Origin of the sequence: Streptomyces sp. NPDC002044 (assembly GCF_040296725.1) — a bacterium.
In the GTDB taxonomy this organism is placed as follows: domain Bacteria; phylum Actinomycetota; class Actinomycetes; order Streptomycetales; family Streptomycetaceae; genus Streptomyces; species Streptomyces antarcticus.
The window spans coordinates 43,080-61,535 of sequence record NZ_JBEOXU010000011.1 but is presented as its reverse complement, the minus strand read 5'-3'; the positions used below and the strand labels follow the sequence as shown (position 1 = coordinate 61,535).

Annotated in this window: 15 protein-coding genes and 1 tRNA gene; 3 read left to right on the top strand and 13 right to left on the bottom strand. The window is 72.5% G+C overall.

Features of this window, described 5'->3' with window-relative positions; translation table 11 throughout:
- Nucleotides 1-20 precede the first annotated feature (20 nt).
- The 3 genes from ABT106_RS05205 to ABT106_RS05195 are packed head-to-tail and all read right to left on the bottom strand — an operon-like array spanning nt 21 to nt 3,417.
- On the bottom strand, nt 21-902 hold the full coding sequence (locus tag ABT106_RS05205; protein WP_351272524.1) for an SDR family oxidoreductase: 882 nt from the start codon (nt 900-902) through the stop codon (nt 21-23).
- Complete coding sequence (locus tag ABT106_RS05200; RefSeq protein ID WP_351272522.1) at nt 899-1,825, bottom strand: alpha/beta fold hydrolase; 927 nt, start codon at nt 1,823-1,825, stop codon at nt 899-901. The genes ABT106_RS05205 and ABT106_RS05200 overlap by 4 nt, the downstream gene beginning before the upstream one ends.
- Nucleotides 1,822-3,417, bottom strand: a complete 1,596-nt coding sequence (locus ABT106_RS05195) for a flavin-containing monooxygenase (protein WP_351272519.1) — start codon at nt 3,415-3,417, stop codon at nt 1,822-1,824. Before ABT106_RS05195 ends, ABT106_RS05200 begins: the two co-directional genes overlap by 4 nt.
- Before the next feature lie 152 nt (nt 3,418-3,569).
- Between ABT106_RS05195 and ABT106_RS05190 the strand changes: the two genes are divergently transcribed.
- A complete protein-coding gene (locus tag ABT106_RS05190; protein ID WP_351272517.1) occupies nt 3,570-4,283 on the top strand; it encodes a MerR family transcriptional regulator in 714 nt (237 codons plus the stop codon).
- Here the strand turns inward: ABT106_RS05190 and ABT106_RS05185 are convergent.
- Nucleotides 4,268-5,071: an exodeoxyribonuclease III gene (locus ABT106_RS05185; protein WP_351272514.1), complete on the bottom strand. Its 804-nt coding sequence runs from the start codon at nt 5,069-5,071 to the stop codon at nt 4,268-4,270. The two genes, ABT106_RS05190 and ABT106_RS05185, sit on opposite strands and share 16 nt — an antisense overlap.
- A gap of 38 nt (nt 5,072-5,109) precedes the next feature.
- On the opposite strand from ABT106_RS05185, the gene ABT106_RS05180 reads away from it, so the two are divergent.
- On the top strand, nt 5,110-5,613 hold the full coding sequence (locus ABT106_RS05180; RefSeq protein WP_351272512.1) for a GNAT family N-acetyltransferase: 504 nt from the start codon (nt 5,110-5,112) through the stop codon (nt 5,611-5,613).
- Nucleotides 5,614-5,706: 93 nt separating this feature from the next.
- On the opposite strand, the gene ABT106_RS05175 is transcribed toward ABT106_RS05180, so the two are convergent.
- The 8 genes from ABT106_RS05175 to galU form a co-directional block, all read right to left on the bottom strand.
- Nucleotides 5,707-9,030, bottom strand: a complete 3,324-nt coding sequence (locus ABT106_RS05175; RefSeq protein ID WP_351272509.1) for a hypothetical protein — start codon at nt 9,028-9,030, stop codon at nt 5,707-5,709.
- A 270-nt stretch (nt 9,031-9,300) separates the two neighbouring features.
- Nucleotides 9,301-9,374: transfer RNA gene (locus tag ABT106_RS05170), tRNA-Ala, on the bottom strand.
- Between the two features lie 75 nt (nt 9,375-9,449).
- A complete protein-coding gene (gene sepX / locus ABT106_RS05165) occupies nt 9,450-10,484 on the bottom strand; it encodes a divisome protein SepX/GlpR (RefSeq protein WP_351272507.1) in 1,035 nt (344 codons plus the stop codon).
- A 162-nt stretch (nt 10,485-10,646) separates the two neighbouring features.
- A complete protein-coding gene (locus tag ABT106_RS05160) occupies nt 10,647-11,255 on the bottom strand; it encodes a GNAT family N-acetyltransferase (RefSeq protein ID WP_351272504.1) in 609 nt (202 codons plus the stop codon).
- A gap of 17 nt (nt 11,256-11,272) precedes the next feature.
- Entirely contained in the window at nt 11,273-11,806 is a 534-nt protein-coding gene (locus ABT106_RS05155) for a MogA/MoaB family molybdenum cofactor biosynthesis protein (RefSeq protein ID WP_351272574.1), read from the bottom strand.
- A gap of 56 nt (nt 11,807-11,862) precedes the next feature.
- Nucleotides 11,863-12,342, bottom strand: coding sequence for a cyclic pyranopterin monophosphate synthase MoaC (gene moaC, locus ABT106_RS05150; RefSeq protein ID WP_351272502.1), 480 nt, complete (start codon nt 12,340-12,342; stop codon nt 11,863-11,865).
- Nucleotides 12,343-12,416: 74 nt separating this feature from the next.
- Complete coding sequence (glp, locus tag ABT106_RS05145; protein ID WP_351272499.1) at nt 12,417-13,769, bottom strand: molybdotransferase-like divisome protein Glp; 1,353 nt, start codon at nt 13,767-13,769, stop codon at nt 12,417-12,419.
- A 4-nt stretch (nt 13,770-13,773) separates the two neighbouring features.
- Nucleotides 13,774-14,676 carry a UTP--glucose-1-phosphate uridylyltransferase GalU gene (galU, locus tag ABT106_RS05140; RefSeq protein WP_351272496.1) on the bottom strand — a complete coding sequence of 301 codons (903 nt, stop codon included), beginning with the start codon at nt 14,674-14,676 and terminating at the stop codon, nt 13,774-13,776.
- Nucleotides 14,677-14,770: 94 nt separating this feature from the next.
- On the opposite strand from galU, the gene ABT106_RS05135 reads away from it, so the two are divergent.
- Complete coding sequence (locus tag ABT106_RS05135; protein WP_351272493.1) at nt 14,771-15,385, top strand: 5-formyltetrahydrofolate cyclo-ligase; 615 nt, start codon at nt 14,771-14,773, stop codon at nt 15,383-15,385.
- A gap of 12 nt (nt 15,386-15,397) precedes the next feature.
- Here ABT106_RS05135 and ABT106_RS05130 read toward each other — a convergent pair whose 3' ends face one another.
- A complete protein-coding gene (locus ABT106_RS05130; RefSeq protein WP_351272490.1) occupies nt 15,398-18,280 on the bottom strand; it encodes a penicillin acylase family protein in 2,883 nt (960 codons plus the stop codon).
- Nucleotides 18,281-18,456: the final 176 nt, after the last annotated feature.

Genomic DNA, 18,456 nt, shown 5'->3' with positions numbered 1-18,456 from the left:
GCACATCCGACAGTTCGCCTTCAGGGGCGTACGGCCCGCTCCTGCTCGTCCGCGGCCCCGCCGGCCCCGACGAGCCCCTTCGAGACGGAGGCCAGCCGCGGCTCGAACCGCTTCATCTCGCGCTGCCCGACGGCCGCGATGATCGCCGGCAGGTAGCCGCGCACGCCCTGCATCCCGCGCAGCCACCACTGCGCGTACACGTGCGCCGAGCGCCGCTCGATGCCCGCCACGATCCGGTCGACGGCCGGCCCCAGCGGGTACGTGCGGTTCGACGGCCAGGGCAGCCGCTGGCGCAGCTCCCGCATCACGTCGTCCTGGTCGGCGCCGCGCACCATGTCGGTGTCGGTCCACGACAGGTAGCCGACGCCGACCTTGACACCCTTGTAGCCGACTTCGGCGCGCAGGCAGTGGGCGAACGCCTCGACGCCCGACTTGGAGGCGCAGTACGCCGTCATCATCGGCGCCGGGGTGATCGCGGCGAGCGAGGCGATCTGGAGGAAGTAGCCGCGGCTCTCCGTCAGGACCGGCAGGAAGGCCCGGCCGGTGACGGCCCCGCCGATCAGGTTGACCTCGATCACCCGGCGCCAGGCGTCCGGGTCGGAGTCGGCGAACGGGCCGCCGGAGGCCACGCCCGCGTTCGCGACGACGATGTCGACCTTGCCGAAGCGCTCCTTGACCTCCTGCGCGACGCGGGCCATGGCCTCGTGGTCGGTGACGTCGGCGTACCAGTGGGCGCTCTCGGTGTGCAGCCGTTCGGAGACCTCCTTGAGGGCCTCCGGCTCCAGTCCCACGAGCGCGATCTTCGCGCCCCGCGCCGAGAGCTTGCGGGCGAGCAGTTCGCCCACCCCGCGGGCGGCGCCGGTGACGACGGCGACCTGGCCTTCCAGACTCCTGCGGCTCACGGCGTCTTCTCCTTCTCTTCGGTGGGGAGGTACAGGGCGGCCAGTTCGCGCACGGCGCGGGTGACGGCTTCGGGGGCCTCGATCGGGGTCATGTGTCCGACCCCGGTGAGCTCGGTCAGCCCCACGCAGTTCGGCAGCGCGGCGGCGAGCCCCCGGGCGTGCACCACGGGGGTGAGCCGGTCGCTCGTACCGGCGATGACGGCGGTGGGCACGGTGAGCCGGGCGAGATCCCGGTCGAGGTCCAGCCCGGCCAGCACCTGGGACCAGTCCCGGCGGACCCCCGCGGGGCAGGCGTGCACGATGCGGGCGCAGGCTTCGACGGCGTCGGGCGCGGAGCCGGGGGCCATGGTGGCGTACTTGAGGACCGCGCGGGCGACCGGCGTGACGGGCCCGAGCGGGGCGCGGGAGCCCAGGACCGCGCCGGTGATGCGGGTCCGCGCGCGCCCCGGGCGCAGCGGCAGGACCCGCGACTCGGCGACCAGCCGCCCGCTGCCGGTGCTGCACAGCAGGGCGGCCGCGGTGTGCTCGGTGAACTCGGGCCGCCGGGCGGCCGCCATGACGGTCATCCCGCCCATGGAGTGCCCGGCGACGACGGCCCGCTCACCGGCGGCCAGGGTGGCCTTCAGCACGGCCACCAGGTCGTCGGCGAGGGCGGTGGTGGTGCACGCGCGGGAGGCGGGACTGCGCCCGTGGCCGCGCTGGTCGTAGGCGATGACCCGGTGGTCCGTGGCCAGCTCGCGGATCTGCGCGGCCCAGAAGGCCGTGGAGCAGGTCCAGCCGTGCGCCAGCACCACGGCCGGCGCCCCCTCCTCCCCGTGCACCTCGACGTGGAGCCGGGCCCCGTCGGCGGAAACGGCCTCCAGCTCCCGCCGCGCGGCGGGCGGGGCGTAGCGCCCGGTCGTGACGTGCGCCGTGCGGCTCACGCGGCGCCCTCCTCGGCGGCGGGGGTCCCGGCGGCGGCGGGGGTCCCGCCCACGGGCACCGGTATCCGCTCCTGTCCCCGGTCACGGTCCCGGTCCCGGGCGCGGACGACCTCGTACTCGCCGAGGTCCACGGTCCGCGTCTCCTTGCGGAACTCCCCGGTCGTGCCCGGCCAGACGGTGGTGTTGCGGCCCTGGGCGTCCAGGTACCAGCTGGTGCAGCCGCCGGTGTTCCAGACCGTCCGCTCCATCCGCGCCTGGACGTGCCGGTTCCACGTGTTCACCGCGGAGGGCCGGGCCGCCAGCGCGACCTTCCCGCCCGAGCCGCCGCCGAGGAGGGCGAGCTGGCGCAGATAGTCCGCCATGTAGTTCAGCTGGGACTCGATCATCAGGATCATCGAGCTGTTCCCCAGCCCGGTGTTCGGACCGATGATCGTCATCCAGTTGGGGAAGCCCGCCGCCGTCGCGCCGCGCAGCGACTGCATCCCGTCCTTCCACTCGTCCGCGAGGGTCTTGCCCTCCGCGCCGACCACCCGGTCGGCGATCGGCATGTCCGTGACGTGGAAGCCGGTGCCGAAGACGATCGCGTCGACCTCGGTCTCGGTCCCGTCGGCGGCGACCAGCACCGAGCCGCGGATCTCCTTGAGTCCGGAGGCGACGAGGTCCACGTTGGGCCGGGCCAGCGCCGGGTAGTACTCGCTGGACAGCAGGATCCGCTTGCAGCCGATCCGGTACGAGGGCGTCAGCTTGGCCCGCAGCGCCGGGTCCTTGATGGAGCGGGCCATGTTGGCCTTGGCGAGCGCCTCGACGAGCCCGAGCTGGTTCGGCCGCTTGGTGAAGGCGCTGACCTGGAGCTCCCGGATCCCCCACAGCAGCCCGCGTCGCGCCGCGCGGGTGAAGGGCAGCTGGCGGTGGAGCCAGCGCTCGGCGGTGGATATCGCCCGGTCGGTGCGCGGCATCACCCACGGCGGGGTCCGCTGGAAGAGCGTGAGCCGCTCCACGTCGGGGGCGATGGCGGGCACGATCTGGATGGCGGAGGCGCCGGTGCCGATCATGGCGACGCGCTGACCGGCGAGGTCGTGGTCGTGGTCCCAGCGGGCCGAGTGGAAGACCTTTCCGGGGAACTCCGCGAGCCCGGGTATCTCCGGCATCTTCGGGTCGGACAGCGGTCCGGTGGCCGACACGACCACGTCGGCGGTCAGCTCCCCGGCGGCGGTCTCGATCTCCCAGTGCAGTTCCTCGGCGTCCCAGCGCATCATCCGTACCTCGGAGTCGAGGCGGATGTGCCGGCGCAGCCCGAAGGTGTCGGCGACGTGCTCCAGGTACTCCCGGATGGCGGGCTGCCCGGAGAAGGTCCGCGGCCAGTCCGGGTTGGGCGCGAAGGAGAAGGAGTACAGGTGCGACGGGACGTCGCACGCGCACCCCGGATAGCTGTTGTCGCGCCACGTCCCGCCGACCGACCCCGCCCGTTCCAGGACGACGAAGTCCGTGATCCCCTCGCGCCGCAGCCGTACGGCGGCCCCGAGACCGCCGAAACCCGATCCGATCACCGCCACCCGTACGTGCTCACGCCGCCCCTGCTCGCGCTCGCCCATGCCCGCCGCCTCCGCTTCATCCGCAGTGCCTTGCCAGACCATCGCAACACTGCCAGCAATCACTGGCACAATCGGGAGAGTAGAGCGGCTCCGTACTCATGGGTAGGGGTCGCGCCCGGAAAGTTACCGCCGGTACGCCATAGGCTGCGCCTGTGGCGAAGGACGAGACGGAAGCGAAGACAGTGCGCGAGTACCGTACGGAGGAACTGGCCGAGGCGGCCGGCATCCCCGTCCGCACCCTGCGCTTCTACCGCGAGCGCAAACTGCTCCCGCCGCCCCGCCGCGAGGGCCGCATCGCCTGGTACGACGAACACCACCTGGCCCGGCTGCGCACCGTGGCCGCCCTGCTGGAGCGCGGCCACACCCTCGGCGGGATCGCCGAGCTGACCGCCGCCTTCGAGAGCGGCCGCGACGTGGGCCAGCTGGGTGAGCTGCTCGGCATCGGCTGGTCCGAGGAGACCCCCGTCCGCCTGACCCCCGAGGCCCTCGCCGACTACTTCGAGGGCGAGGTCACCCCGGAGAACCTGGCGGCCTCGCTCGACCTCGGCTACCTCGCGACCGACGGCGAGGAGATCGTGCACGTCAGCCGGCGGCTGCTGGACGTCTCCTCGGCCCTGGTGCGCGAGGGGATCCCGCTCTCCGCGGTCCTGGAGACCGGCCGCCGGGTCCGCGAGCACGCGGACGCGCTGGCCGCCCTGTTCACCGAGCTGATTTCGGCCCACACCTCGCAGGATGCGCTCCCGCGCCTGCGCCCGCTGGCGAAGAGCGTGGTGGAGGCGGAGCTGACGATGGCCATGGACCGCCTCCTGGCCGCGTCACCGCCGCCCCCCGCGCCCTCCCCAGGCCCGGATCAGACCCCGAGCTGATAGACCACGGTCACCGGCGCGTGGTCGGACCAGCGCTCCGGGTGCGTCTCGGCCCGCTCGACGAAGCCCTTCACGGCCTTCGCGGCCAGCCCCTCGGTCGCGACCTGGAGGTCGATGCGCCAGCCGGCGTCGTTGTCGAAGGCACGGCCCCGGTAGGACCACCAGGAGTACGGCCCCTCGGTGTCGGGGTGCAGCCCGCGCACGACGTCGACGTAGCCGGCCTCCCCGTAGACCTTCCCGAGCCACTCCCGCTCCTCGGGGAGGAAGCCGGCGTTCTTGCGGTTGGTCTTCCAGTTCTTGAGGTCGGCTTCCCGGTGGCAGATGTTCCAGTCGCCGCAGACGACGACCTCGCGCCCGTCGGCGGCGGCCCGCGCCTTCAGTTCCCGGAGGTAGCCGAGGAACTCCTCCATGAACCGGTACTTCTCGTCCTGCTTCCCGGTCCCCGCCTCGCCCGAGGGCAGGTAGAGGCTGGCGACGGTCACCCCGGGGAAGTCCGCCTCGACGTACCGGCCGGAGGCGTCGAACTCGTCGCTGCCGAAGCCGATCCGCACCCGCTCCGGCTCGCGCCGGCTGTAGAGCGCGACCCCGGCCCGGCCCTTGACCGCGGCGGGCGCGAAGACGGTGTGCCAGCCCTCGGGCTCCCTGGCCTCGGCGGGAATCTGCCCCTCCTCGGCCCGCACCTCCTGGAGGCAGACGACGTCGGCGTCGGACCCGGCGAGCCACTCCACGAAGCCCTTCTTCGCGGCGGCGCGGATCCCATTCACATTCACGGAGGTCACAGTGAGCATCCCTGCACGATAGCGGGAGGCTTCCGTACGATATTCGAATGTCTCACGGGATGATCCAGCTCCGCGCCGTACCCTACGACCACTCTGACGCGGTCAAACTCAACGACCAGGTCCAGCTCGAGTATCAGGAGCGGTACCAGGGTGAGGGCGACGTCACGTACCTCGACCCGGCGATGTTCGCCCCGCCCCGGGGCCTCTACCTCATCGCCTACGACCTCCAGGACGCTCCCGTCGCGAGCGGCGGCTGGCGCCGCCAGGACGAGAACGACGAGGGGTACGCGGACGGCGACGCCGAACTCAAGCGGATGTACGTCGTCCCCGAGGCCCGCGGCCTGGGCCTCGCCCGGCGCATCCTGGCCGTGCTGGAGGACGACGCCCGCGCGGCGGGCCGTACCCGGATGGTCCTGGAAACGGGCGACCAGCAGCCGGAGGCGATAGCCCTGTACCTCTCCTCGGGCTACGCCCCGGCCGCCAAGTTCGGCCACTACCGCTTCCACGACTCCAGCCGCTGCATGGCCAAGGCGCTCCACACCCCCTCCTGACCCGGCCCGGGCCACGGCCCCGGCCCCGGCCCCGGAAACGACGGAGCCGCGGACGGCGCCGGCCTGAGGCCGGGCCGTACCGCGGCTCAGGTCTCAGCCGAGGTAGCCGAAGAGGTCGACGATCACGTGGGCGGAGCCCCAGCCGATGTTGGCGAACTCCACCTTGCCGTCGGCGCCCACCGGCACCGTCACCAGGTTGGCCACGGTGGCGCCGGCCGTCCAGTTGAGGTTGGACGAGTCGGGGCGGGTCGTGCCCGAGGGCCAGGCGGTCAGGTGACCGTCGGACTTCGGGTCGGTGACCGTCACGTTCAGCACGACCGCCTTGGCGCGGGCCGGCGCACCACTGCCGGAGAGGTCGAGCACGGTGCTCCCCCGCGCGGCCACCGGGCTGGTGGTGCGGGTGTCGAACATGCGCTGGGGACCGGCGGTGCGGAAGGTGGCGCCGGCCGGGTCGTCGGAGTAGTAGCCGAAGACGTCGGCGATCAGGTGGGCGGAGCCCCCGCTCGCGTTGTAGAGCTTCACCTTGCCGTCCGCGCCGACCGGGACCACCACGTGGTTGGGCACGGTCTGGCCGGCCGTCCAGTTGAGGCTGGAGGAGGTCGGCCGGGTGGTGCCCGACGGCCACACCGTCAGGTGCCCGGCGTCCTTGGCGTCCGTCAGCGTGAGGTTCAGCACGACGGCCTTGACCCCGCTCTGCGGGACACCGCCGCGGCCCGCCACGGTCAGCGACACCTCGCCGCGGGCCGGCACCGGGTCGGTGCCCGGCCTGCCGACGGCCGCCCGCGAGTCCAGCAGCCGCGCCGGTCCCGCCGAGGCGAAGGTGCTGCCGGCGGCGTCCGCCGAGTAGTAGCCGAAGACGTCGGCGATCACGTGCGCCGAGCCCGGGCTGGCGATGCGCAGGTTCACCTTGCCGTCCGCGCCCACCGGGACCACGACCTGGTTCGGCACGGTCCGCCCGGCCGTCCAGTTGAGGTTGGAGGAGCCGGGCCGGGTGGTGCCCGACGGCCAGGCGGTCAGGTGACCGTCGGCCTTCGGGTCGGTCACCGTCACGTTCAGCACGACGGCCTTCACCCCGGACTGGGGCACTCCCGCGCGGCCCGCGACCTGGAGCGACACCTCGCCGCCTCCCGCCACCGGCTGGGTTCCGGGACGGCCGAGGGCCTCCCGGGTGTCCAGCAGCCGTGCCGGGGAGAGCGCGGTGAAGCGGTCGCCCGCCGGGACGGCCGGAACGGCCGGGATGCCGTTGTTGGCGACGTGGACGCGCCTCCCGTCGGCATCGGTCCAGACGATGTTCGCGCCGGTGCGGTCGACGGACCAGGACCGGTGCGGCTGGCGCAGCGACTTCCACTCGTCGCCCTGGGCGAGCGTGCGCACCTGCACGGTGTTCTCGCCGCCGGAGGTCTTGATGCCCTCGTGGAAGTCGAGCAGCAGCAGCCGGCCGGTGGCCATGTCCTGGCGCACCAGGTAGCCGTCGCCGAGCAGCGACTCGCGGCCCCAGTTCACCTGGGACCAGCCGACGGTCTGCGCCGGCACCGAGAGGGTCTGGCGGGTCACCGTGTCGTACACGCCGCTGGTGCGCACGGTGCCGTGGTCGTCCTGGCAGTTCCAGGCGACGTAACGCCCGACGGCCTCGAGCAGTGTGGCCGGGCACGGCGTGGTGAAGCTGCCGCGGGCCTGCCCGCCCCGCACGTCGGTGGCGGAGACGGTGGTGCTGCCCTCCTTGGAGGTCCAGAGCGTGTCGCCCTGCAACGCGACGCCGGTCGCCTGCGTCGTGAACACCCGGGTGCTGGTGTCGAGGTCGTTGACGATCACCTGGTGGTTGGCGGTCCAGTTGCCGTACGCGGTCTGGGCGAGCGCCATGTAACGGCCCGAGACGTCAGCGGTCTGCATGCCGCTCTCGCCGTTCATGGGGATCGTGCCGGCCCACTCCTTGTTCCCCGCCTCGCGGACGACGACGTACCGGTCCCGCTCGACCGGCTCGTGCTCCAGGTAGCGGCCGTCTCCGGTGGACCGCAGGCCGACGCAGCCCGCGTTGAAGCTGAAGCAGTCGCTGATGCGGTGCTGGCCGTCGAGGTACTCGGCGGTCTTGACCGGGGTCGCGTCGTTCGAGACGCGGTAGCTGCGGTAGGCGCCCGTGATGTCGCCCGGCTGGAACTGGACGGTGTCCGAGGCGGCGGTGACCACGCCGCCGCCGATCGTCAGCCCGAAGACGGTGGCGGGCGCGTGGGGCACGTCGACCAGCTTGACGGCCTGTGGCTTGGCGGCGCCGGCCGCGGTGATCCGGTGGACGGCGGTCTGCGGCTGGGCGCCGTGCTCGGGGGCCTTCGCACTGCCGATCGCGATGAGCGAGCCGTCCGGCGCGGGCAGCAACTGGGAGTCGGCGAACTCCAGCAGGAACTCGACGCCCCCGGAGGTCGAGCCGACCTCCGCCAGGTGCAGCGGACGGCCGCGGTTGTCGCCCGAGGTCCCCGCGACGGACTGGGTGCCGAGCAGCCAGCCGCCGAGCAGCCGCAGTTCGCCGTCGACCGGGTTGAAGTAGGTGGAACTGACGACGGTCTGCGGCTGCGCCCGGTCCAGCACCTCGACCGTGTTCTGCTGGTCGGTGCGCAGCACCTTGCCCTTGGCCAGCCGGAATCCGTACGTGAAGTCGTACGGGCCCTCGTCCGGCAGCGCGGTGGTCTGCCCCGTCGCGACGTCCACGAGGACGGAGTGCGTGAGGTCGTCCAGGCGGTGACGCAGGATCAGCGCGTTCTGGTCGCCGTCGTGCACCGAGGTCGCGAGCACCGCGCCGGCGGGCAGCGCCACCTTGGTGCGGACGGTGGAGCCCGCGTCCAGCCGGTTCAGGAACCAGCCGGTGACGGCGGAGTCGCCGCCCTCGAAGGTCAGTACGGTGCGCCCGTACGTCCCGTAGTAGGTCTGCCCGGCGGGAATCGTGACCGTGCCCAGCACGACGGGCCGACCGGTCGTCAGGTCGTACAGGTCGACCTTGGCGGGTGCCTTCGCCTTGGCCGCCGTGTGGACCGCCACCGTGTCGGAGGAGGTTCCGTAGCGGGGGTCGGGGGCTCCGTTGTGGCCGCGCGAGGGCTGGCCGGCGTCCAGGTCCGCACTGAGCGGGGCGGGCAGGCGCAGCCCCGTGTCGGTGGTGGCGCCGGTGTCGTACAGGGTCCACAGCAAGCGGTCGCTGCCCTCGCGGGCGTGCAGGAGGCCGGTGGCGCCGGCCACGAACAGCCGGTCCCGGGCCGGGAGGCCGCGCGGGGCCGCGGGAAGCACCAGTTCGCCGGCTGCGGCGCCCGCGGCCGGGACGGCGACCGCCTCGGGCAGGGCCACGGTCAGTGACGTGGCGCCGGTGACCAGGGCCAGCGTGACGGCTCCCAGTCCTCGGCGGAGCCTCGACGATCGTCGTACGGTCGGATCCACAACCACCCTCTCTTGGGCGAGCACAGGAGAGGGGGATTGGCGCGGAGCGAACGACGTCCGGCCGCTCTCGCGGGCCGGGCGGATCTGACTCTTCGCGACCGGTCCCCCTCCGATCGTGTCGGATCATAACAACGGCGATCTTCCGTTCGCACAGGAGTTCTTGGCGCACCGCCGGGAGGAACGCCCCCGGAAACGCCGAGATCCCGCCCGGTCTTTCGACCGGACGGGATCTCATGACGTTCCCGAGAGCTACTCGCGAACTGTCGTTTGTGGACCTGTGGGGATTTGAACCCCAGACCCCCTCGATGCGAACGAGGTGCGCTACCAGACTGCGCCACAGGCCCTTGCGACGTGTGAAACATTAGCATCCCCTCGCGGGTGCTCCAAAACCGGATTCCGGGAGCTCCGCGCAGGTCCGCTCACTCGTTGGCGGCTCGCGGACGCTCGTCGCTCTCGTACTGGTCGAACAGCGGAGTACGGCCCCGCTCGCGCCCCCGGGGGCGCGGCGCGGTCTGCGGCTTGGGCTCCTGCGCGGGCGCGGGAACCGCGGGCTGGGCGCGCAGCCGCGGCTCCGTCGGCTCGGCGGTGCTGGAGCGGGTCGAGCTCCAGGCGTCCGGGGCGGCGGGTCCGGTGGCGCGCGGGGCGACCGGCGCCGTCACGTACGTGGGCAGCGGGACCGGGACCGGCTCCCAGCTGTCACCGCGGGCGGGGCCGCGCTCGCGCTCGCGCTGCTGGTCCACCCACTCGGCGTGGTCGGTCTGCTCCACGAGCGCCCTGCGGCCGGCTTCCTGCGGGGAGACCGGTGGCGCGGGGTCCGGATCGGCGCCCGCGGCGGCCTCGGGCTCGCGGCGGCGCGGGCGGTTCTCGCGCAGGTGCCGGGCGGCGGCCTCGGCGCGGCGTCGGTCCATCGTGAACTCGTAGCGGCGGCGCTCCTGGACCCGCAGGTGCACGATGTACGCGCTCAGCAGGAAGGCCGGTACGGCGGGAGCCCACAGCAGGCGCAGGCCGCCCACCGCGGCGACGACCGCACCCAGGGTGAAGACCAGGAACAGGAGCGCGGTGGTGCGCCGGCGGCGGGCGAGGACCTGGAGACGCTGCTCGCGCCGGGCCCGCTCCGCGCGCTGCTCGCGCTCGGCCTCGGCGCGTCTGGGCTCCGACCGGGTCGGGGGCACGACGAAGGCCCGGGCGTCGGCGTCCACGGATTCGACCTTTTCCGTGGCGGCGTCCGGGTCCGTGCGGGGCTGGGGCTCCGCCTCCTCGTCACCGCGCTCACGCAGTCCCTTGGCGTAACGGCGCTCCATTCCCGCCCGGCCGGAAAGCAGCCGAATGGCAGTGGAGAAGCGTTCCGTCGGACGGGCTTCGTTCAGCTCGTCCTGCCTCCGGAGCCACATGGGCACCAAGTAGGCGGCCCAGGCCCCGACAATGACTGCGTAGATGAGGCCGCTGCTGCTCACACCTCACACCGTAGAGGGGCGGGGCCGACGGGATCGGCCAATTGGGCCGGTGTGTCGCACGAACTCGCTGATATCACGGACTTTTTTTGTGATTCTTCGGATCAAGTTATGGGCGAATCGGTTCCGCGCCCCTTAATCCGAACATGTATTCGGTTTTGGTTTCTATTTCGTCGGGCTCTCCGGATGGCGGGCCCGGTGCCAGCGGCGCAGCAGTCCCTCCGGGAGTTCCTCCACCGTGACCGCGTACACGAGGTGGTCGCGCCAGGCCCCGTCGATGTGCAGGTAGCGCGGACGCAGCCCCTCCTCGCGCAGCCCCAGCTTCTCCACGACCCGGCGGCTCGGCCCGTTCTCCGGGCGGATGCACACCTCGATCCGGTGCAGCCCGACCCGGCCGAAGCAGTGGTCCACCGCGAGCGCGACCGCCGTCGGCATCACGCCGCGGCCCGCGACCTCACGGTCCACCCAGTAGCCGACGTGGCCCGCGCACATCGAGCCCCAGGTGATCCCGGCGACCGTCAGCTGCCCGACGAGCCGGCCCTGGTACTCGATGACGAAGGGCAGCATCCGGCCCGCGTTCGCCTCGGCCCGCAGGTGGCGCACCATCTGGCGGTACGTCGGCCGCTGGACCACCGGCCCCCACGGGGCGGGCGGCGGGATCGTCGCCTCCCACGGGCGGAGCCACTCGCGGTTGCGCCGGTTGACCTCGCGCCAGGCTTTCTGGTCCCGCAGCCTTATCGGCCGGAGCGTGACGTCGCCGTCCGCCAGGACCACCGGCCAGGTCGGGCCGTTCAGCTCGTGCTCCCGGAGGGTCCCGCCGGTCTGGGGTGGTCGCCGCCGCGGATCTGGTCCACGGCGTGCGGCAGGATCCGGGACAGGACGGCGAGGCCGTCCTTCACCCCGCCCGTCGAGCCCGGGAGGTTGACGATCAGGGTGTGCCCGGCCACGCCGGCCAGGCCCCGCGACAGGGCCGCGGTGGCGACCTTCGCCAGTCCCTCGGCGCGGATGGCCTGCGGGATGCCCGGGATCTCGTAGTCCAGCACCCGCGCGGTGGCGTCCGGGGTGCGGTCCGTGGGCGAGATGCCGGTGCCGCCGGTGGTGAGGATGACGTCGTACCCGGCGGCCACGCCCTCGCGGAGCGCCTGCCCGACGGGGTCGCCGTCCGGAACGATCCGGGGGCCGTCCACCGTGAAGCCGAGCTGCTCCAGGGCCTCGGCGAGCAGCGGCCCGCCCCGGTCGGGGTAGACGCCCTGCGAGGCCCGGTTCGAGGCGGTGACCACCAGGGCCCGCAGCGCCGCCGGGGCGGTCTCGGGCCCGGTCTCCACGGGCGCCGCGGGCACCGCGTGCAGGTGGCTGTGGACCTCGCCGCCGCGCGGGGCGTTCACGCGCGCGTCCAGTCGCCGGACTTGCCGCCGGTCTTCTCCTCCACCCGGACGTCCGTGATGACGGCGCCCTTGTCGACGGCCTTGACCATGTCGATGACGGTCAGCCCGGCGACCGCGACGGCGGTGAGCGCCTCCATCTCTACGCCCGTGCGGTCGGTCGTCTTCACGGTCGCCAGGATCTCCACGGCGTCGTCGGCGACCTTCAGGTCCACCTTGACCCCGGACACGGCCAGCGGGTGGCAGAGCGGGATCAGGTCGGGGGTCTTCTTCGCGCCCATGATCCCGGCGATCCGCGCGGTGGCGAGGGCGTCGCCCTTGGGGACGCCCTCGCCGCGCAACAGCTCGATCACCCGGGGGGACACGAGCACCCGTCCACTGGCCCGGGCCGTCCGGCTGGTGACGTCCTTCTCGGAGACGTCGACCATCCGGGCCGCACCGGCCTCGTCGAGGTGGGTCAGCCTGCTCTGCGTACTCATAGCTCTGCGCGCCGCTTCCGTCCGGGCCCCCGGGGGCCTGTGTGATGCAACACGCTACCCGCACCGGCCGGACTTCAGCCGAGCAGGACCACTTCCAGCTCGGCCCCGGGCTCCACCGAGGTGACGTCCTCCGGTACGACGATCAGCGAGTCGGCGTGCGCCAGCGCGGCGATCAGGTGGGAGCCCGCTCCGCCGACCGGGCTGACGGTTCCGCTTCCGGCGTCGTACGTGCCGCGCAGGAACTGGCGGCGGCCGGCCGGTGAGCCGATCGCCTTGTCTGCGGTGAGCACCGCGCGCACGGTCGGGCGGCTGACGTCGGCCTCCGGCAGGCCCATGAGCGTGCGGATCGCAGGGCGCACGAACAGCTCGAAGGAGACATAGGAGGAGACCGGGTTGCCGGGCAGCGCCAGCAGCGGGGTGTGGTCCGGGCCGATGACGCCGAAGCCCTGCGGCTTGCCGGGCTGCATGGCGAGCCTGCGGAAGTCGATCCCGGCGCCGTCGACGCCGTCCTCGCCGGTGGCGACGGCGGACAGCGCCTCCTTCACCACGTCGTACGCGCCGACGCTGACGCCGCCGGTGGTGACCAGCAGGTCGGCGCGGATCAGCTGGTCCTCGATGGTGGAGCGCAGGGTGTCGGCGTCGTCCGCGACGGCGCCGACCCGGTAGGCGATGGCGCCCGCGTCCCGGGCGGCGGCCGCCAGCGCGAAGCTGTTGGAGTCGTAGATCGTCCCGGCGGTCAGCTCCTCGCCGGGCTGGACCAGCTCGCTGCCGGTGGACAGGACGACCACGCGGGGGCGCGGCCGGACCCGGACGGTGCCCCGCCCGATCGCGGCCAGCAGGGCGATCTGCGGCGGCCCGAGGACCGTGCCGGACGCCAGGGCCAGGTCACCGGCCTGTACGTCGCTGCCCCGGGCGCGGACGTGCGCCCGCGCCTCGGCGGCGCGGTGGACGCGTACCTCGCCGCCCGCGCCCTCGGGGGCGGAGCTGGCCGGGGTCATCCCGGAGGCGGCGCCGCCGCCGGTGCCGCCGTCGGTCCACTCGACCGGGACGACGGCTTCCGCGCCGGGCGGCAGCGGGGCGCCGGTCATGATCCGCGCGGCCTGGCCGGGGCCGACGGTGGGCAGCTCGCCGCTGCCCGCCGCGACGTCCCCGATGACCGTCAGCACCGCGGGGAACTCCTCGCTCGCACCCTGGACATCGGCCGTGCGGACGGCGTAGCCGTCCATGGAGCTGTTGTCGAAGGGCGGGAGGGCGACGGGCACGGTGACGTCCTCGACCAGGACACAGCCCTGGGCGTCCAGCAGCTGGAGCTCGATGGGCTCCAGCGGCCGGACGGTGGCGAGGACGTCCGCGAGGTGCTCGTCCACCGACCAGAGGCGCTGCTCGCGCCGGGCCTGTCCGGTGTCCTGCGGTGCGGAACTGCTCAAGGTGCTACATCTCCTCCGTGACGTAACGGTGAAGCCAGGTGCGGAACTCCGGGCCCAGGTCCTCACGCTCGCACGCGAGGCGGACGATGGCCCGCAGGTAGTCCCCGCGGTCCCCGGTGTCGTAGCGGCGGCCCCGGAAGACCACGCCGTGCACCGGGCCGCCGATGGTCTCGTCGGCGGCCAGCTTCTGCAGGGCGTCGGTGAGCTGGATCTCCCCACCGCGGCCCGGCTCGGTCTCCCGCAGTATGTCGAAGATCGCGGGGTTGAGGACATAGCGTCCGATGACCGCGTAGTTGCTGGGCGCGTCCGCCGCGTCCGGCTTCTCGACGAGACCGGTGACGCGGACCACGTCCTCCTCGTCGGTGGCCTCGACGGCGGCGCAGCCGTAGAGGTGGACGCTGGCCGGGTCGACCTCCATCAGCGCGACGACGGTGCCGCCGGTGCGGGCGTAGATGTCGGTCATCTGACGCAGGAGCGGGTCGCGCGGGTCGATGAGGTCGTCGCCGAGCAGGACCGCGAAGGGCTCGCGGCCGACGTGCGGCTCGGCGCAGAGGACGGCGTGGCCGAGGCCGCGCGGGTCGCCCTGGCGGACGTAGTGCATCGTGGCCAGGTCGCTGGACTCCTGGACCTTCTTGAGCCGGTCGTCGTCGCCCTTGGCGATGAGGGCCGATTCCAGCTCGTAGTTCCGGTCGAAGTGGTCTTCCAGCGCGCGCTTGTTACGCCCTGTGATCATGAGTACGTCGTCCAGCCCGGCCGAGACGGCCTCCTCGACCACGTACTGGATGGCCGGCTTGTCCACGACCGGGAGCATTTCCTTCGGAGTGGCCTTGGTCGCCGGGAGGAACCGAGTACCCAGGCCCGCAGCCGGGATGACGGCCTTTTTGATCACGGGGTGCAACATAGTCATGGACGGAACGATAGTGGGTCCAGCCGAACGTGCGGCCGGATCGCGCCCAATATCATTATATATGTCCATCTTCACAAGGATATTTGAGTCAGTAGTGACCGAGAACCCGTCCTCTCCCACCGCGAAGGCGGAGCTGCGCCGAGAACTCCTCGCCGCCCGCCGGGCCTTGTCCCCCGACGACCGCGCCGCCGCGGCCCGCGCGCTCGCCCGCACCGCCCTCGCCCTGCCCGAACTGGCCGGTGCCCGCACGGTCGCGGCGTACGTCTCCGTCGGCGCCGAGCCCGGGACCCGCGAGCTGCTCGACGCCCTGCGCGCGGCCGGCAAGCGGGTCCTGCTGCCCGTCCTGCTGGCCGACAACGACCTCGACTGGGGCGCGTACGGCGGCCCCGGCACCCTCGCCGGGGCCGCGCACCCCGGGAAGATGCGGCTGCTGGAGCCGGCCGGGCCGCGGCTCGGGCCGCAGGCCGTCACCGGGGCGGACGCCGTGCTGCTCCCCGGACTGGCGGTGGACCGGCGCGGCATGCGCCTCGGCCGCGGCGGGGGCTCGTACGACCGGGTGCTGGAGCGGCTGGAGCGCGCAGGGGCCCGTCCCGCGCTGGTCGTGCTCCTCTACGACGACGAGGTGGTCGCGCGGGTCCCGGAGGAACCGCACGACCACCCCGTCCAGGCGGTCGCCACCCCGTCGGGGGTGCGCCGTTTCGGCTCGTGACCGACAGGCCCCCTAGGAGCCCGCGGGCTTCAGGGTCAGGGTGTCCACCGTCGCCTTGTCGACGGCGTCCTTGCCGAAGGGCCACTCCAGCAGCTCGCCCTTGGCCCACATCGTCGTCTGGTCGGTGTAGTTGCCGCTGTACGCGTGTCCCGAGGCGCCGGTCAGGTTGATCCAGCGGGACTTGTCCAGGTCGTTGAGGTTCACGACCATCCGCATCGACGGCACCCAGGTGACCCCGTAACCGCCGGAGGCGTTCCAGCCGGTCGCGTTGACCGTGGCCTCGCCGCCGCCCAGGTTCCACGGGCCGCGGTTGAGGAGCCACTGCATGAAGCCGGGCCCCTCGGTGCCGATCGTCTGGTTCTTCAGCGTCAGCTGGTGCAGCCGGCCCCAGGTCCAGGTGGACTGCTCCTTGCCGAGCTTGGCGGTCAGCTCCCAGCGGGCGTCCTCCATGGCGCGCGCGAAGATCTCGTCACGGTTGGTGGCCGCCGGCTCCCTGCGGGTCGCGGGCGCCGTCCACCACGGCGACTTCTCCTCCTTGACCAGGCGGCGGACCACCTCGAACCAGCGGTCGCCGCCGTCGGGCTGCGCCGATTCGGCGTCCCGGGCGCCGCACTCGCGGACCGTCTCGGCCAGGTCGTCGGCCGGGCCGGTGCCGTTGCCGCGCACGTTCATGCAGCTGCCCTCGATGCGCAGTTCCTTCGGCATCTTGTCGCCGAAGGACAGCTTGAGGATGTTGCGCCAGACCGCGTTGAAGTAGGCGGCGGCCGCCGAGTCGGGCTCCTGGGTGTAGTTCCAGCCCTCCAGGAGCTTCTGGGCGGAGCGCACGTCCGGATCGGACACCTCGATCTTGGCGAGCATCGGGGTCAGCAGCGCGGCGATCTCGCTGCTGTTGTCCATCTGCATGGTGCGCATGTCGTCGGTGGAGATCTTCCCGCTGTCCTTGATCTTCGCCTCGATGAGGTCGTTGATCCGCTGGCTGCGGGCTCCGTAGCCCCAGTCGGTGGTCAGCAGGTTCGGGTACTTGCCCGCGCCGGTGCCGGACTCCACGACGGCCTGGTTGGCGGTGACGATGTAGCCGCGGGACGGGTTGTAGTCCCAGGGCAGCTCGCTCTGCGGGAGGTAGCCGGTGCCACCGTCCTTGCCGCCCTTCCAGGCGTACTTGGAGTCCCAGCCGGGGGCGGGCATGCGGCCGTCGCCCTGGCCGCGGACCGGGATCCGGCCCGGGGCCTGGTAGCCGATATTGCCCTTGTTGTCCGCGTAGATCAGGTTCTGCGAGGGAACCTCGAAGTCGGCGGCCGCCTGCCGGAAGGCCGTGAAGTCCTTGGCCTTGTTCAGCTTGAAGACGGCGTCCATCGACTTGCCCGGGTCCAGGGCGGTCCAGCGCAGTGCGACGGCGTAGCCGTTGCCGCGGTCCGGGGCGGAGCTGGTGACGGGGGCGCGGGCGCCGACCGTGCCGAGCTCGTCGCTGCGGTCGGAGATCAGCGGTCCGTTGTTGGTGGTGCGGACGGTGATCTTCTTGCTGGCGCCGCCGGCGACCTTGATGACCTCTTCACGGGTGGTGAAGGGGAGCACCTTGTTGTCGTAGACGTAGCCCTCGGGCCTGACCTGCTCCAGGTAGAGGTCGGTGACGTCCGCGCCGAGGTTGGTCATGCCCCAGGCGATGTCCCCGTTGTGGCCGATGACCACGCCGGGCATGCCCGAGAAGGTGTAGCCGGCCACGTCGTACTGGCACTGGGCCGAGGCCGCCCGGCAGTGCAGGCCCATCTGATACCAGACCGAGGGCAGCTGCGGGGACAGGTGCGGGTCGTTCGCGAGCAGCGGCTTGCCGGTGGTCGTGTGCGCGCCCGAGATGACCCAGGAGTTCGAACCGATGCCGCTGCCGTTGGGGCCGAGGATCGCGGGGATCTCGTCCAGGGTCTTGGCGAGGGCGGTCAGCCGGGTGTTCAGGCCGACGGTCGCGCCCTGGGCGGTGGCGTTGCCGGCGAGGCCGGTGGGCGTACCCGTGCCCGTGCCCGTGCCCGTGCCCGTGCCCGTGCCCGTGCCGGCGGCCGGGGCCGTGGATGCCTGCGAGCCGTTGGCGCTGCCGGAGCCGGAGCCCGGGCCGCTGGAACCGCTGCCGGAGCCGGCGGAGCCCTGGGGGGTGTACTTGCCGCTGTCGGTCTTGCCGCCCTCGACGATCGGCTTGTTCCGGCCGAAGGGGTACGGCGGGTAGAGCTCGTCGATCTGCGCCTGCGTGAGCTTGCCGGACATCAGCGCCCGGTCGATCTCGTCCTGCATGTTGCCGCGCAGGTCCCAGGCCATCGCCTTGAGCCAGGCCACCGAGTCGACCGGCGTCCACTGCTCGGGCTGGTAGTCGCCGCTGAGCTTGAGGGCCGCGTGCTCGACGGACAGGTCCTTGCCGGACTTCCCCTTCAGGTACGCGTTGACCCCGTCGGCGTATGCCTGGAGGTTCTTCTTCGCCTCTTCCGAGAGCTTGCTGTCGAACTCGGCCTGCGCGACCTGGCGCCAGCCGAGCGTACGCAGGAAGGCGTCGGTCTCGACCTGGCCGGAACCGAACATCTCCGACAGCCGGCCGGAGGTCATGTGACGGCGTACGTCCATCTCCCAGAACCGGTCCTGGGCGTGGACGAAGCCCTGCGCGCGGAAGAGGTCCGAGTCGCTGTCCGCGTAGAGCTGGGGAATGCCGTGGGCATCGCGTTTGACGTCGACGGTCCCGGACAGGCCGGGCACGTCGAGGGAGCCGGTGGTCTGGGGGAAGGAGGCGCGCACGCTGTCCACGCCCCAGTACGCCCCGTAGCCGAGGCCCGCGACGAGAGCCAGGACCAGAACGAGCACGATCAGACGGGCGCGTCGCCCCTTCTTCTTGACGGGAGGAGCGGATTCGTTGGCGGGCATCGCTGTCCTTAGAGGGGCAGGGTGGTCCTGGGAGTGCTGGGAGCAACCATAGGCGCAGGACCCGACTCGTTGATCCGCCAGGGGTCGGGCTCCCGAGGACAGGGGCGAACGGGCGTTTCACAATGTGGGTATCGCGTCAAGAAAGCGTCAAAGATTAGGTAAGGTAACGAAGTACT